Annotated in this window: 16 protein-coding genes; 14 read left to right on the top strand and 2 right to left on the bottom strand. The window is 44.7% G+C overall.

The genetic code is table 11. The features are described 5' to 3' along the window. The first annotated feature begins 8 nt into the window (after nucleotides 1-8). The 11 genes from fabD to AAFX28_RS19090 all read left to right on the top strand — a co-directional run bounded on the left by fabD (nucleotide 9) and on the right by AAFX28_RS19090 (nucleotide 10,430). Nucleotides 9-932: an ACP S-malonyltransferase gene (gene fabD / locus AAFX28_RS19140; RefSeq protein WP_408690016.1), complete on the top strand. Its 924-nt coding sequence runs from the start codon at nucleotides 9-11 to the stop codon at nucleotides 930-932. 27 nt (nucleotides 933-959) lie between these two features. Next, a complete protein-coding gene (gene fabG, locus AAFX28_RS19135; RefSeq protein WP_408690907.1) occupies nucleotides 960-1,694 on the top strand; it encodes a 3-oxoacyl-ACP reductase FabG in 735 nt (244 codons plus the stop codon). 305 nt (nucleotides 1,695-1,999) lie between these two features. After that, the gene (acpP, locus tag AAFX28_RS19130; RefSeq protein WP_004406112.1) at nucleotides 2,000-2,233 is read left to right on the top strand and encodes an acyl carrier protein; all 234 of its coding nucleotides are present in this window, start codon (nucleotides 2,000-2,002) and stop codon (nucleotides 2,231-2,233) included. Between the two features lie 90 nt (nucleotides 2,234-2,323). Continuing rightward, the gene (fabF, locus tag AAFX28_RS19125; protein WP_408690014.1) at nucleotides 2,324-3,568 is read left to right on the top strand and encodes a beta-ketoacyl-ACP synthase II; all 1,245 of its coding nucleotides are present in this window, start codon (nucleotides 2,324-2,326) and stop codon (nucleotides 3,566-3,568) included. Nucleotides 3,569-3,666: 98 nt separating this feature from the next. Beyond that, a complete protein-coding gene (gene pabC / locus AAFX28_RS19120; RefSeq protein ID WP_408690013.1) occupies nucleotides 3,667-4,470 on the top strand; it encodes an aminodeoxychorismate lyase in 804 nt (267 codons plus the stop codon). Beyond that, nucleotides 4,467-5,483, top strand: coding sequence for an endolytic transglycosylase MltG (mltG, locus tag AAFX28_RS19115; protein WP_408690011.1), 1,017 nt, complete (start codon nucleotides 4,467-4,469; stop codon nucleotides 5,481-5,483). Before pabC ends, mltG begins: the two co-directional genes overlap by 4 nt. Continuing rightward, the gene (tmk, locus tag AAFX28_RS19110) at nucleotides 5,480-6,109 is read left to right on the top strand and encodes a dTMP kinase (protein ID WP_408690009.1); all 630 of its coding nucleotides are present in this window, start codon (nucleotides 5,480-5,482) and stop codon (nucleotides 6,107-6,109) included. Before mltG ends, tmk begins: the two co-directional genes overlap by 4 nt. 3 nt (nucleotides 6,110-6,112) lie before the next feature. Further along, entirely contained in the window at nucleotides 6,113-7,075 is a 963-nt protein-coding gene (gene holB / locus AAFX28_RS19105; RefSeq protein WP_408690008.1) for a DNA polymerase III subunit delta', read from the top strand. Continuing rightward, on the top strand, nucleotides 7,066-7,833 hold the full coding sequence (locus AAFX28_RS19100) for a TatD family hydrolase (protein ID WP_408690006.1): 768 nt from the start codon (nucleotides 7,066-7,068) through the stop codon (nucleotides 7,831-7,833). Before holB ends, AAFX28_RS19100 begins: the two co-directional genes overlap by 10 nt. Nucleotides 7,834-8,278: 445 nt before the next feature. Continuing rightward, nucleotides 8,279-9,709: a PTS glucose transporter subunit IIBC gene (ptsG, locus tag AAFX28_RS19095; protein WP_408690005.1), complete on the top strand. Its 1,431-nt coding sequence runs from the start codon at nucleotides 8,279-8,281 to the stop codon at nucleotides 9,707-9,709. Between the two features lie 298 nt (nucleotides 9,710-10,007). Continuing rightward, on the top strand, nucleotides 10,008-10,430 hold the full coding sequence (locus AAFX28_RS19090) for a hypothetical protein (protein WP_408690003.1): 423 nt from the start codon (nucleotides 10,008-10,010) through the stop codon (nucleotides 10,428-10,430). 59 nt (nucleotides 10,431-10,489) lie between these two features. On the opposite strand, the gene AAFX28_RS19085 is transcribed toward AAFX28_RS19090, so the two are convergent. Further along, on the bottom strand, nucleotides 10,490-11,047 hold the full coding sequence (locus AAFX28_RS19085) for an outer membrane protein (RefSeq protein ID WP_408690906.1): 558 nt from the start codon (nucleotides 11,045-11,047) through the stop codon (nucleotides 10,490-10,492). A gap of 166 nt (nucleotides 11,048-11,213) precedes the next feature. Between AAFX28_RS19085 and AAFX28_RS19080 the strand changes: the two genes are divergently transcribed. Together AAFX28_RS19080 and AAFX28_RS19075 are read left to right on the top strand one after the other, a co-directional pair. After that, the gene (locus AAFX28_RS19080; protein WP_408690001.1) at nucleotides 11,214-11,306 is read left to right on the top strand and encodes a YnhF family membrane protein; all 93 of its coding nucleotides are present in this window, start codon (nucleotides 11,214-11,216) and stop codon (nucleotides 11,304-11,306) included. A 7-nt stretch (nucleotides 11,307-11,313) separates the two neighbouring features. Further along, nucleotides 11,314-12,462, top strand: coding sequence for a patatin family protein (locus AAFX28_RS19075; RefSeq protein ID WP_408690000.1), 1,149 nt, complete (start codon nucleotides 11,314-11,316; stop codon nucleotides 12,460-12,462). Between the two features lie 49 nt (nucleotides 12,463-12,511). Here AAFX28_RS19075 and pyk read toward each other — a convergent pair whose 3' ends face one another. Next, nucleotides 12,512-13,954, bottom strand: a complete 1,443-nt coding sequence (gene pyk, locus AAFX28_RS19070) for a pyruvate kinase (protein WP_408689998.1) — start codon at nucleotides 13,952-13,954, stop codon at nucleotides 12,512-12,514. 453 nt (nucleotides 13,955-14,407) lie between these two features. Here pyk and AAFX28_RS19065 point away from each other — a divergent pair, with 453 nt between their 5' ends. Beyond that, nucleotides 14,408-15,625: an ROK family protein gene (locus AAFX28_RS19065; RefSeq protein ID WP_408689996.1), complete on the top strand. Its 1,218-nt coding sequence runs from the start codon at nucleotides 14,408-14,410 to the stop codon at nucleotides 15,623-15,625. Nucleotides 15,626-15,650 lie beyond the last annotated feature (25 nt).

The raw sequence follows: 15,650 nt of genomic DNA, 5'->3' as shown, positions 1-15,650 counted from the left end.
AAAAGAAAATGAGCAAGTTTGCTATTGTATTTCCAGGTCAAGGTTCACAAGTTGTCGGTATGCTTGCTGAGCTTGGCGAGCAGTATGACGTAGTTAAACAAACATTTGCTGAAGCGTCTGACGCTCTTGGCTACGACCTATGGGCACTAGTTCAAAACGGTCCAGCTGAAGATCTAAATCAAACGCACCGCACTCAACCAGCACTGCTAGCATCTTCTGTTGCTATTTGGCGTGTATGGCAAGAGCTTGGCCTTGAGCAACCAGCAAACCTAGCGGGTCACAGCCTAGGTGAATACTCAGCACTAGTATGTGCTGGCGTTATTGATTTCAAAGAAGCAATTAAACTTGTTCAGCTTCGTGGTCAACTAATGCAAGAAGCAGTACCAGCTGGTACAGGCGCAATGTTCGCAATCATTGGTCTTGATGATGAGTCGATCGCTAAGGCGTGTGAAGAAGCTGCACAAGGTGAAGTCGTTTCTCCAGTGAACTTCAACTCTCCAGGTCAGGTTGTTATCGCAGGTAGCAAAGAAGCAGTAGAGCGCGCAGGTGCACTGTGTAAAGAAGCGGGTGCTAAGCGTGCGTTACCACTTCCTGTTTCTGTGCCTTCTCACTGTGCACTAATGAAGCCAGCGGCTGACAAGTTAGCTGTTGCACTTGAATCTCTAGAATTTAGTGCACCACAGCTGCCAGTGATCAACAACGTAGATGTTGTAGCAGAAACAGATCCTGCAAAAATCAAAGATGCGCTTGTGCGTCAGCTATACAGCCCAGTTCGTTGGACTGAAAGCGTACAGCTAATGAGCGAGCAAGGCGTAGAGAAATTACTAGAGCTTGGCCCTGGTAAAGTTCTAACTGGCCTAACAAAACGAATTGTTAAGACACTGAGTGGCGCGGCAGTAAATGATGCTGCATCTCTAGACGCTGCTAAGTAATTACGAAACAAAGGAATAACGAACATGATGAACCTAGAAGGCAAAGTTGCTCTAGTTACTGGTGCAAGCCGTGGTATCGGTCGTGCGATCGCTGAACTACTTGTTGAGCGCGGTGCAACAGTAATTGGTACTGCAACTTCTGAAGGCGGCGCTGCTGCAATCAGTGAGTACCTTGGTGAGAATGGTAAAGGCCTAGCTCTAAACGTAACAAACGTTGAGTCTATCGAAGCAACGCTTAAGACTATCAACGATGAGTTTGGCGCAATTGATATCCTAGTAAACAATGCAGGCATCACACGCGACAACCTACTTATGCGTATGAAAGATTCTGAGTGGGATGACATCATTGACACTAACCTAACGCCAATCTTCCGTATGTCTAAAGCGGTTCTACGCGGCATGATGAAGAAGCGTGCTGGTCGTATCATCAACGTTGGTTCTGTTGTTGGTACAATGGGTAACGCTGGTCAAGCTAACTACGCAGCAGCTAAAGCGGGTGTTATTGGCTTCACTAAGTCTATGGCTCGTGAAGTTGCATCTCGTGGCGTAACAGTGAACACAGTTGCTCCTGGTTTTATCGAAACAGATATGACTAAAGCACTGAATGATGAGCAACGTGCAGCAACTCTGTCTAATGTACCAGCTGGTCGTTTAGGTGACCCACGTGAAATCGCTTCAGCAGTCGTATTCCTAGCTTCTCCAGAGGCAGCGTACATTACTGGTGAAACTTTGCACGTAAATGGCGGCATGTACATGGTGTAAAACGCTTTCGTAGAGAGAATAGTGAACTTTTGCACTAATTTTCACTCAAATCTCTGCAATCGTGTTAATTTGCACTTAATGTCGTCAACTAGGCTACTTTTTATAAGGAAAGTAGCCTATAGTTTGAGATTATTGACACTATCGTGCACAAGATTTGTGCATGATTTAAGTCAAAAATGTATTGAATTTCGGTTAAAATCGCTAAAATTGTGGTTTGACCAGCAAGGTCCCTCTTGCAACTTTCGGCAGTTCGAATAAACTACTGAATCATCGCATTGAGCGAAATCTGTAAAGGAAAAGAAAAAATGAGCAACATCGAAGAACGCGTAAAGAAAATCATTGTTGAACAGCTAGGTGTAGACGAAGCTGAAGTTAAAAACGAAGCTTCATTCGTTGACGATCTAGGTGCTGATTCTCTAGACACTGTTGAACTAGTAATGGCTCTAGAAGAAGAATTCGACACTGAGATTCCAGACGAAGAAGCTGAGAAAATCACTACTGTTCAAGCTGCAATCGACTACGTAAACAGCGCTCAGTAATATCTCTCCCAGGCGGCCTTCTGGCCGCCTGTGTTCTTTTAAACCCTTCTATCCTTCCATAGAATCATTTCATTTCCGGAGAATAATATCGTGTCCAAGCGTCGTGTTGTTGTCACTGGCATGGGTATGTTGTCACCGGTAGGCAACACCGTAGACTCATCTTGGAAAGCCCTGCTTGCTGGTCAAAGTGGTATTGTTAATATCGAACACTTTGATGCCGAAAATTTCTCAACTCGTTTTGCGGGTCTTGTTAAAGATTTTGACTGTACTGAATACATGTCAAAGAAAGATGCACGTAAAATGGATCTCTTCATCCAGTACGGCATTGCAGCTGGTATCCAAGCTCTAGATGACTCTGGTTTACAAATCAACGAAGAAAATGCACCACGTGTTGGTGTTGCAATCGGTTCAGGCATTGGTGGCCTAGATCTGATTGAAACTGGCCATACAGCGCTAGTTGAAAAGGGCCCTCGTAAGGTTAGCCCATTCTTCGTTCCATCAACCATCGTTAACATGGTTGCAGGTAACTTATCTATTATGCGTGGTCTTCGCGGTCCTAACATCGCGATCTCGACGGCGTGTACAACAGGTCTTCACAACATCGGTCACGCAGCGCGTATGATTGCATATGGCGACGCAGATGCGATGGTTGCTGGTGGTGCAGAGAAAGCATCTACTCCGCTAGGTATGGCTGGCTTTGGTGCTGCTAAAGCATTGTCGACTCGTAATGACGAGCCTCAAAAAGCTTCTCGCCCATGGGATGTTGACCGTGACGGTTTCGTTCTTGGTGACGGCGCAGGCATGATGGTTCTTGAAGAATACGAACATGCTAAAGCTCGTGGTGCAAAAATCTATGCTGAGCTTGTTGGCTTCGGTATGTCTGGTGACGCTTACCACATGACTTCTCCATCTGAAGATGGCTCTGGTGGTGCACTGGCTATGGAAGCAGCAATGCGTGATGCTGGTATCACTGGTACTCAGGTAGGCTACGTGAATGCTCATGGTACTTCTACGCCAGCAGGCGACGTTGCGGAAATCAAAGGCGTGCGTCGTGCTCTAGGCGAAGAAGGTGTTAAACAGGTTAAAGTGTCTTCAACGAAATCAATGACTGGTCACCTATTGGGTGCTGCTGGTTCTGTTGAAGCAATCATCACTGTGATGTCACTAGTTGATCAGATTGTTCCACCAACAATCAACTTAGACAACCGTGCTGAAGGTCTTGAAGATATCGACCTAGTTCCACACACAGCGAAAGAAGTACAAATGGAATACGCAATTTGTAACTCGTTCGGCTTCGGTGGCACTAACGGCTCTCTAGTATTTAAAAAAATCTAAAGAACTGTTTAACTGAGTCTAATTAAACGGCTTAATGCTTTGGCATTAAGCCGTTTTGTTATTTAATACCCCATATAAAATCAACACAAGGGATTGCGATGTTTTGGCTCAACGGAAAACCAGCAGATACTATCTCATTGTCAGACCGTTCATTTCAGTATGGTGATGGTTGCTTTACGACAATGTTGACTCGCGAAGGGCGCATTCAACATTGGTCAAAACACGTTAAAAGAATGAATGCGTGTTTGGATTTATTAGCGATCCCACATCCTGATTGGCATGAAGTTGAAAACTGGTTAAATAGGGCGGTCAAGTCGGATGCTAAAGCCGGTTTGAAACTGCACATCAGTCGAGGTGAAGGAGGAAGGGGATATAGCCCTACTCAAGTAGCCTCACCAAATGTTACTATTAGCGACTTTATTTATCCTCCTCACTATGAACAATGGGTGAGTACAGGTTTAGAGCTTGGAATTTGTCGTACTAGACTAGGTCACAACCCATTACTCGCTGGGCATAAACATAACAACCGTCTTGAACAAGTTCTTGCTAAAGCAGAGCTAGATGAAGATGGAAATGCTGACGGTGTTGTTCTTGATATTTGTGACTACGTTGTTGAAACAACGATGGCGAATCTATTCTGGGTAAAAGATGGAACGTTGTTTACGCCTGACCTTAGGAATGCTGGCGTTAGTGGTGTGATGCGACGTTTAGTGCTGGAATATGCCGAAAATTTGCCTTTGGAGTCATCAATAGGTGATTTCAAACTTGAAGACATTTTATCAGCTGATGAAGTGTTTATCTCAAACTCTGTACTCGGAGTTGCGCCCATCAAGCGTATCGGCACAACAAGCTTTGATATTGGAAAAATGACAAAACGAATTCAGGAGATGATCGACTCGTGATCAAAAAAATCACTCTATTTTTGCTTCTGGTTGCTGGTGTAGCTGCCGGAGGTTACTTCTACGTTGCTAAACAAGTAGATCAGTATGTGAACCAACCACTTCAACTCGAAGAACCACAAATATTCACTATCGAGTCCGGTACTAGTTTTAACAGTGTGTTAGCAAGCTTAACCAGTGCTGGCCTAATTGAAAGCAGTGATATCGTAAAGTTAGTTCGCCGTTTCCACCCTGAGCTGACCCAGCTTAGAGCTGGAACCTATTTGATCGAACCTGAATTGAGTCTCAACCAAGCTCTATTGCAGTTTAAACAAGGTAAAGAGCATCAATTTGCTATTACCTTCGTCGAAGGTTCTACATTTAAAGAGTGGCGAGAAATTCTAGAAAGTTCTCCGTACTTGGAACACGAATTACAAGGTTTAACAGAAGCGGACATTGCTAAGCTGTTGGGTGTTGAGCATGAGAAGTTAGAAGGCTTGCTGCTTGCTGAAACCTATCATTATACGTTCGGTGCTTCTGACCTTGATATATTGAAGCGTGCAGCAAACAAATTGCAAAGTGTACTAGACGAGCAATGGGCACAGCGCCAAGAAAAACTGCCGTTAAAGTCTGCTTATGAAGCGCTGATTTTGGCGTCGATCATTGAGAAAGAAACGGCCGTTGAGTCAGAGCGAGAACGTGTTGCTTCTGTATTTGTTAACCGTCTGAACAAACGCATGCGTCTGCAAACCGATCCAACTGTTATTTATGGTATGGGGGATAAGTACGACGGTAATATTCGTAAGAAAGATCTGCGCACACCTACGCCTTACAACACTTATACCATCTTTGGTTTACCACCGACGCCAATTGCTATGCCTGGAGAGGCATCTATTGCCGCTGCTCTTAATCCAGAAGACAGCAACTATCTGTACTTTGTCGCGAGCGGTAAAGGTGGGCACGTATTTTCAAAATCTTTAGCTGAGCATAATCGCGCAGTTCGAGCGTACTTAAAACAACTAAGAAGCAACAAATGACAAACGCTAAATTCATCGTTATTGAAGGCCTAGAAGGCGCAGGAAAAAGCTCAGCAATTAATGCGGTATTGGAAACTCTGAAGCAATCAGGGGTAGAAGCAATCACTAATACTCGTGAGCCTGGTGGTACCGCGCTTGCGGAAAAGCTAAGAACCTTGGTTAAGCAAGAACATGAAGGCGAACAGCTGCAGGATATGACTGAGCTTCTTCTGATGTATGCAGCCCGTGTTCAGTTAGTGGAAAATGTCATTAAGCCTGCTTTGGCTAACGGTACTTGGGTAGTAGGCGATCGTCATGATATGTCGTCACAAGCTTATCAAGGTGGTGGTCGTCAAATTCCTGCAGAGACTATGCAGGCGTTAAAGCAAACTACGCTTGGTGACTTTAAACCAGACCTGACAATTTACCTTGATATCGATCCTCGTGTAGGTTTAGAGCGAGCGCGTGGACGCGGTGAATTAGATCGTATCGAAAAGATGGACATGAGTTTCTTCGATCGTACTCGTGAACGCTATTTACAATTGGCAGAGCAAGATGACTCTGTCGTAGTTGTTAATGCCGAGCAACAAATCGAGAAGGTCGCAGCTGATATTTCAAGTGCACTGACAAGCTGGATGAAAGCATAAGCTATGAATGAGCTATACCCTTGGCTAACCTCTTTGTGGGCAGAATGGCAAGCAAATTTAAAAGCGGATCGTTTTTCTAACGCATCGCTATTGATCGCAGAAGAGGGAATGGGAGCTTCTCACCTAGTTGATGCATTCAGTCAGGCGGTGATGTGCCAGAACTATCCCGCAGAAGCCTGCGGGTTTTGTCACGGTTGCCAGTTGATGAGTTCCAATAGCCACCCTGACTTTCATATTATTAAGCCAGAGAAAGAAGGAAAGACGATTACCGTTGAGCAAATTCGCCAGTGCAACCGTATTGCACAAGAGTCATCTCAGCTCTCTGGTACGCGGCTATTCATTATTGAACCGGCTGAAGCAATGAATGAATCGGCGGCAAATGCACTGCTAAAAACATTGGAAGAGCCATCTTCAACTTGTATGTTTTTGTTGGTTGCTCACCGTGCGAATGCATTGCTTCCGACCATCACCAGTCGTTGTCAACAATGGCACTTAGCAGCGCCTAGTTCGCAAGAGGTAGCTGAGTGGTTATCGTCACAGTATAACGGTGATGTACCTGTGTATGCGGCTCACATCAATGGTAACGCGCCACTGGCAGCGCTCGAGTTTATCCAGCAGGATAAAGTCAGCCGTTATACTCGTATAGAGAGCGATTTTATTTCAGTTTGCCAGCAACAATCGGACACGGTTAAGCTAGCAAAAGAGTTAGCCTCAGAACCTCAAGAGTCGTTGAGTTGGCTGTGGTTTTTACTCTCAGATGCCCAAAAAGTGCATTATGGTCTGGCAATGCCATCGTTTGTTCCAGGCGCCACCAAGCTGGCTGAGGCTATCTCGTACCAACAACTTTATTCTCAGTCTCAAGCATTGCTTAAGCTAATCGAGAAGCTAAGGTTACATACAGGGCTGAATGCTGAACTACTTATCCTAGATTGGTTATTTAAATTTTACGAGGAAACATGTTCGTAGATTCTCACTGTCATTTAGACAAATTGGACTATCAAGAGCTACACGAAGGCATTGCTGATGTGGTAGCAAAAGCGAAAGCCGCGAATGTGACTGAACTTCTATCAGTGGGTGTCACCCTCGATTCGTTTCCTAACATGCTCGAAATGATAGAACCGTTTGATAACGTTTACGCCTCTTGTGGTGTGCACCCGTTAGATGTTGAGAGTGATTTTGCACTGGATCGTCTACATGAATATGCCGCTCACCCACGAGTGGTTGCTATTGGTGAAACCGGGCTAGATTATCACTACCAACCAGAAACGGCTGATTTACAGAAATTGCGCTTTGAGCAGCAAGTTGAACTCGGAGTCAAACTGAATAAACCACTGATCATTCATACGCGTAATGCACGCCAAGATACTCTAGATATCTTAAAAAATGGCGGGGCTGAAAAATGTAGTGGTGTGATTCACTGTTTTACTGAAGATTTGCCATTTGCAGAAGCGGCGATGGAATTAGGTTTCTATATTTCTATTTCTGGTATTGTTACCTTTAGACAGGCAACGGAGCTTAAAGAAGTGGTTAAAGCGCTGCCACTCGAAAGGCTGCTGATTGAGACGGATTCACCTTACCTGGCACCAGTGCCTCACAGAGGTAAACAGAACCAGCCGGCTTATGTTGTAGAAGTGGCATCGTATATTTCTCAGCTTAAAGGTTGCTCATTAGGTGAGGTTGGCGAGAAAACCAGCGAAAACTTTAGAAATCTTTTTTTAAGATAAAAAATTAATTTGTGGTACAAAAGGGGCTTCGGCTCCTTTTTTTTGTAACCAACATCACGCGCAAGCGATTAAATGAGCTTGTTCACTAAAATTGTTGAACTTGCGAGCTAAAAAAGTACGCCTTGTAATTTTGTTACATGAAATAACAACTCGATCTATTTTATTTACCCATCAAAATTAATCCTGAAAGTAATTAATGTCATATTAATCATTAAGTTAGTTGTTTGTAATCCATTTCAAATCCCCAAATGGATTGTGATCTACATATTAGTTTGAAACTAAATTTCGTAACTGGCTAGAAAGTTTAGTGACCCCCAAGATATATTTAGAGGCAGAAAATATAGTGACATATGTGGTTACATTTTTTCTGGGTGCTAACATTTAAGGCTACGGGGGTGTGCCGTTAGAGCCCAATAAATCTTATAAACTTTTCAGGAGCATAAACATGTTTAAGAACCTTTTTGCTAACCTGCAAAAAGTTGGTAAAGCTCTGATGCTACCAGTATCAGTATTACCAGTTGCAGGTATTCTATTAGGTGTGGGTGCTGCCGACCTAAGCTTCATTCCAGAGATCGTTTCTAATCTTATGGAACAAGCTGGTGGCTCAGTATTCGGTCAAATGGCACTTCTATTTGCTGTTGGTGTAGCACTAGGCTTCACTAACAACGACGGTGTAGCGGGTCTTGCTGCAATCGTTGGTTACGGCATCATGACTGCAACACTAGGCGTTATGGCTGGTGTTATGGGCGTTGAAAAAATCGATACAGGTGTACTAGGTGGTATCCTTGTCGGTGGTGTTGCTGCTTGGGCATTCAACCGTTTCTTCAAGATTCAGCTTCCAGAGTACCTAGGCTTCTTCGCTGGTAAGCGTGCTGTGCCAATTATCACTGGTTTCTCAGCTATCGGTCTTGGTCTAGTTCTTTCTATTGTATGGCCTCCAATTGGCGGTGCGATTGCATCTTTCTCTGATTGGGCTGCTCACCAGAACCCACAAGTTGCATTCGGTATCTACGGTATCGTTGAGCGTTCTCTAATCCCATTCGGTCTACACCACGTATGGAACGTACCATTCTTCTTCGAAGCAGGTACTTGTGTTAACGCTGCAGGCGAAACTCAAAACGGCGTACTAACTTGTTACCTAGTTGCTGATGAAGCATCTCGTGCTGCTGGTAATGGCTTCGGTCAGCTAGCGGGTGGTTACATGTTCAAGATGTTCGGTCTACCAGCTGCTGCTATTGCTATCGCTCACTCTGCTAAGCCAGAAAACCGTGCGAAAGTAATGGGTATCATGGCATCTGCTGCACTGACTTCGTTCCTAACAGGTATCACTGAGCCAATCGAATTCTCATTCCTATTCGTTGCTCCTGTACTATACGGTATCCACGCTCTACTAGCGGGTTCTGCATACGTTGTTGCTAACACTCTTGGCTTCGTACACGGTACTTCATTCTCACATGGTCTAATCGACTTCCTAGTACTGTCTGGTAACTCTCAGAAACTAGGTCTAATGTTTGTAACTGGTCTTGTTTACGCTGCTATCTACTACGTAGTATTCCGCGCAGTAATCAAAGCTATGGACCTTAAGACTCCAGGTCGTGAAGACGAATCTGAAGAAGCAGTAGTGACTTCTGGTTCAGACATGGCAGGTGAGCTAGTTGCAGCATTTGGCGGCAAAGCTAACATCACTGGTCTAGACGCTTGTATCACTCGTCTACGCGTTGCAGTAGCTGATACTGAAGCTGTTGACCAAGACAAACTAAAACAACTAGGCGCAGCTGGCGTAGTAGTTGTAGCAGGTGGTGTTCAGGCTATCTTCGGTACTAAGTCTGACAACCTGAAAACAGAAATGGACGAGTGGATCCGCACTAACGGTTAATCTCTTCCATACTGATTGACAAAGGAGGCTTCGGCCTCCTTTTTTGTTTTTCCTGTAAAGAAGTGTCATTCCCTAGAACGACGAAGGAGTGAGTAGGGAATCTTTGTTTTTGAGCGCCTTCTAGAGAGTTCCCCAACTCGGTCGTTCCTCCCTCTTGAGGATGACCGTTTCAATGGCTAATACAAACTCACTCCCTACACTGGCTTCTTCTCAAGTTTTTTCACCTTTTTCTGACATCTTTTTCCTGTATTCCCGAATAATTGCACGCTGTTTTATTTTGTGTATAGGAAGAACCAATATGAGAAAAATAGGTTGTCTTACTGGAGCTGCGCTAATAATCGCAGCAACTAGCGCTCCAGTGCTAGCGGAAGAACCTGCAGCGACAGACCTAGCGGTAGGTATGGCGTTAGACCAAGAGCTAAGCGTGGTAGTCGAGTTAGATAGCACGTACCGATTCACTTTAGGTAATGATGGCGCGGCGTTTGATTACATTTTGAAGCGAGGACAGTTTGACGCAAACACACCGATATCTTGGTATGTGGGTGTCGGTGGCTGGAGCGAATGGGACCACGAAGAGTTTGGCGCCCGTGTTCCACTCGGTTTGAAATGGGATATCAGCAAAGGTTGGGAAATGTATGGTCAAATACATCCTGAGTTGAACCTTTACACAGGCCCAGAGTTACAACTTGGTGGCGCACTTGGAATTAAGTACTCGTTCTAATTCGACGGTGGTGATGGAAGGCGGCCAAGAGCTTGGCCTCTTCCTGTATTTCAAGTGAGTTAGAAAGACCAAGTCAGTCCAAGATTTGCCGAGAACTGATTCATCCAATCTGTTTTGAATCGAATTACACATGAATCATTACCATTACTAGGTAAGTTACACACGCCGCTCGTATCATTGTCGACGACAGTCCCAAGCCAGCGAAGTTGAGTATTCAACGCAAGTGTGTCGTTAAATTGATACTCAAAGCCACCAAATATACTTGCTGAAAATCCCCACTCATCTTTGACCCAATCCGCATCTACATACGATGCCCCTAAACCAACGCCTAAGTATGAAGACCATGGCTCTTGAACTGGATAATAGATACTACTTTGTAAGTGAAAGTAGTGGATAGAAGAGTCTAGATTGACGTTTTCAACTTCTGAGTTTTGATTAGCATAGAACAAACCCATACGGCCTTTATCGACATCGGTTTCGATGGATAAGGCGTAGCTTTCCGAACCCTTTAAGTCCAGCTCATTTTGGTCCTGATCTTCGACGCTTCCTCCGAAGGTATAGCCCACCCATGGGGAGACGTGGACATCAGCCTGAGCAAGAGAGCTTCCTCCGACCATTAAGATGGAAAAAAGTACGCGGGAGACGATGTTCATTTTTGACCCTTTTATACATTTGGATAACTAAGTGTGATGCTAACGCCATAATTCCGCACGAAAAATACGTATTTATTGAAGATACCTCACACTGATGTTATTACTTTGTTACACAATAAAGGAGGTGTCTATGGAACACGATCTAAAATATGCCCTACTGATCACTGCTGCAGCTTTCGCGGTTATCCTTGGTTACGGCCTAATTGCAGTAATGACTGCTTAGGTTCGCCATGAAAAATCGCGGTGTTGTTACGAATACCGCTGTAGAGATTGATGTCGAACGACTAAAAAAATACACCGGTGGTAAAAATGCTCTGGTTGCACAAGGTGGCGGCCAAAGAGGGATTTTTACTTCTGGTGTGTTGGATGCTTTTCTCCTTTCTAACTTCGATCCTTTTCATTCTTTTTATGGCACTTCAGCAGGGGCAATGAACCTGTGCGCATTTCTTTGCCGCCAGAATGGAATTGGCCGATCCTTCATTCTTGATTTAACCACTGATTCCGAATTCTTTAACCTGTTCCGGTATATTCGACGTAAGCAATATATGGACATGGATTGGGCATTAGAAAAGATAAGTGACTATCCATATCGGTTAGACATCGACATGGGGCGTAAGATCTTATCTGGCCGTGAAGCCTACGCTGCGGTGACGGATACCAGCCGATTATTCGATCACTACCTACCAATGCTGCAAGATGACTGGAAGAAAGTGCTGCTTGCAACTTGCGCTATTCCAAGGCTTTATCGAGAGCCAATTATCTTTCCTCACGGTGAATACGTTGATGGTGGAGTATCAGCCTCCATTCCTGTTCAAGAGGCGTGGCGTCAAGAGGCTCGCTGTATTGTCGTCATAAGAACGGAAGGTGAGGACTTAGTGACTGACACCGAAGAAGTGAACCAAGAGCCTCCCGTTGAGTGGATTCGCGATTCGTTCAATGTTATTCAGGGTCATTGGCAAGATAAGCTGAGTCAGTGGAAGCAAGATTGGAGCAGCTTTTTTAATGAACAAGTACAGCGCTCTCGAGTAGAAAAAATCGACCAAGCACATCTAGAACTGCTCAATGGTGGGCGATGGCTGTTCGGTGCCGATGATATTTATCGTCTAAGTCACCTTATTGGTGATAAGTTCGACTCGGGGTTAGCGGACATGTTGATGGTGCATTATCAAACCTACTCACTCACGCAAGACTTTCTTCATTCTCCGCCTGATGATTGCTTCATTGTGCAAATCAAACCGGACCAACCTTTGAAATCAAGTTCTTTGATGAGTGAGAGAGAAGACCTGATCCATGATTACCAAATGGGGTTAGACGCAGGTTTCCGCTTTGTTGAATCATTCTCTCAGTGCACCGAGAAACCCACTTTTGTCATGAAGTAAAAGGGGAGCTAATCACTCCCCAAACACAAACATTAGATGTTGATAGAAGTTACGCAGCAACGATACGCATACAGTTGGTCGATCCGACGACGTCCATTACGTCACCTTGAGTGATAATGACCAAATCACCTTCATCTAACAAGCCACGCTCCCTTAGTGTTCCTACTGCCGATTGGGCGGTTTCTAATCCTGTATCGCCTTTGTCATCGAAATAAACAGGGAAAACACCGCGATAGAGGGCGGATAGATTAAGTGTTCTTTCATTGCGAGATAGAGCAAAGATAGGCAATCCTGAGCTCAGTCGAGACATCATTAGAGCTGTTCTACCTGATTCAGTTAAAGTGACAATGCCTTTAATGCCTCGCATGTGGTTAGCAGCGAACATCGTCGACATAGCAATCGTTTCTTCACCGGTTTCAAATACTGACTCCATTCTGTAGCTTGAACGGTTAACCGAGGACATTTTCTCTGCACCAACACAGACTTCGGCCATAGAGCGTACTGTCTCTAGTGGGTATTTACCTGCTGCAGTCTCGCCAGATAGCATCACAGCATCAGTACCATCAAGTACGGCGTTTGCTACGTCCATTACCTCAGCACGAGTCGGCATAGGCGCTTCCATCATTGATTCCATCATTTGGGTTGCGGTAATGACGGTGCGGTTCAATGCGCGAGCACGACGGATGAGTTGCTTTTGTACACCGATTAACTCTGGGTCACCGATCTCTACTCCTAAGTCCCCACGAGCCACCATAACGGCGTCTGAGGCTAAGATGATATCATCGATGCTCTCTTGCGTTTCGACGGTCTCAGCGCGCTCTACTTTAGCGACAAGGCGAGTTTGTAACCCAGCATCGGTTGCTAGTCGTCGTGCATATTTCATGTCTTCACCGTTTCTCGGGAAAGAAACAGCAAGGTAGTCAACTTTTAGTTCAGCCGCTAACTTAATATCATTCTTGTCTTTGTCGGTGAGAGCCTCTGCTGATAAGCCTCCTCCTTTTTTGTTGATGCCTTTATTGTTAGACAGCGGCCCCCCGATAATCACTTTCGTTCTAACTTGGGTGCCGCTAACCGCCATGACTTGCAATTGCACTCGGCCATCATCGAGCAGCAAGACATCTCCTGTCGAAACATCATTTGGTAGTTCTTTGTAATCTAAGCCAACCGCATCTTTGTTACCTTGGCCGGCAGGCAAACTGCTGTCTAAGGTAAAAATATCACCAACATTGAGTTGCACTTTGCCGTCTTTGAATGTGGATACTCGAATTTTCGGGCCTTGAAGGTCTCCTAAGATGGCGACGTGAGTACCGAGTTTGGCAGCGATGTTACGTACGCGAGTTGCACGTTCACGATGATCTTCTGCGCTACCATGAGAGAAGTTCATTCTAACCACGTTTACGCCAGCTTCTAAAATAGCTTCAAGAATGCCGGGTGCATCTGTAGAAGGTCCAAGAGTAGAGACAATTTTTGTTCTTCTTTGGATTGAGGTCATTCGGATCTCCTTGATCTGATTCTGCCGCTAAAAGGGAGTGCATGCGGCTGATAAGTTGTTGTTCTCATCCCTAAAATCGAAAAGCTCGATTTAAGTATATACCTGCACAGAATGGCTGCTGATAATTTACTCTTCATACTTGAAGCCGCTACGTTGTTAACTACACCATTTCACCCTAATCACATAGAACACCTATCCTCATAGGTCTGAAATGGTTTGTCGCCTAGCTGCAACTCCAATTGTTTTGAGTATTAATCTATTTAAAGGTGATGAAAGACATATTTATTAATGCAAAAAAATAGGAGATGAAATGTGATAAATCTTTCGCTATTTGATTAGGTACACAAAGAATCATGTTTATACGTGACACTTGTCACGGCGATCTATCAAAGCTCTTCACAATTACTTCGCAAAGTAAAAAAATTACTAGGTTGTTGATATTCGGAGTGCTCTATGTACATGGCTCAACCTGGCCATATTGATCATATCAAGCAGGTCAATGCTGGCCGTGTATATAAACTCATTGATCAAAAAGGTCCCATTTCTCGAATCGATCTCTCTAAAAAGAGTGAGCTCGCACCTGCGAGTATTACTAAAATCACTCGTGAGCTCATCGAGGCCCACCTGATACATGAAACCACAGTCCAGGAAGCGACAAGTCGTGGGCGTCCTGCAGTTGGTCTACAGGTCAACAACGAAGGGTGGCAGTTTCTTTCGATGCGCTTAGGGCGTGGCTATTTGACGATTGCACTGCATGAGTTAGGTGGTGACGTACTCATTGATACCAAGATTGATATCCATGAAGTTGACCAAGAAGATGTACTCGCTCGACTGCTTCATGAAATTGATGAGTTTTTCCAAACTTATACTGAGCAGCTTGACCGTGTGACAAGTATTGCAATCACGCTACCTGGTCTTGTGAATTCAGAACAGGGTGTAGTGTTGCAAATGCCGCATTACAACGTTGAGAATTTGCCATTAGGTCCTGAAATCTACAAGGCAACAGGATTACCGGTCTTTATTGCCAATGACACTCGTGCATGGGCATTAGCTGAAAAGCTTTTTGGTCATTCACAAGAGAACGAGAACTCGGTGCTTATCTCTATCCACCATGGATTGGGAGCCGGTATTGTCTTGGATGGTCGAGTACTGCAAGGTCGTCACGGTAATATCGGTGAACTGGGCCACATTCAAATTGATCCTCAGGGCAAGCCTTGCCACTGTGGTAATCGAGGCTGTCTAGAAACGGTCGCGAGTTCACAGGCGATTCGTACTGAAGTGACGGATAGAATCGCCAAAGGTGAAGCATCTTGTTTGGCTGACATCGAAGAGATTTCAATCGAAGACATTTGTGAAGCGGCAGCGAATGGTGATCCGCTTGCGGTGGATGTTATTGAAAAGCTTGGTCGTTATTTAGGTTCAGCGATTGCCATCGTGATTAACCTATTTAACCCAGAAAAGGTACTGATCGGCGGAGCAATCAACCAAGCGAAAGAAGTGCTTTATCCGGCAATTCAAACATGTATCGAAGAACAAAGCTTGCCTGTTTATCATCAGGATCTTGAACTTGTTGAGTCCCGCTTTTACAAACAAGCGACGATGCCGGGTGCAGCGCTGATCAAACAAGCACTTTATGACGGCCTATTATTAATGAAAGTGATTGAGGGTTAAGTCGACTTATTCCTCGTTTACTTAC

The sequence above is a fragment of the Vibrio sp. TBV020 genome (genome assembly GCF_046056895.1).
Taxonomy (GTDB): Bacteria; Pseudomonadota; Gammaproteobacteria; order Enterobacterales; family Vibrionaceae; genus Vibrio.
This window is presented reverse-complemented; position numbering and strand designations above follow the sequence as displayed.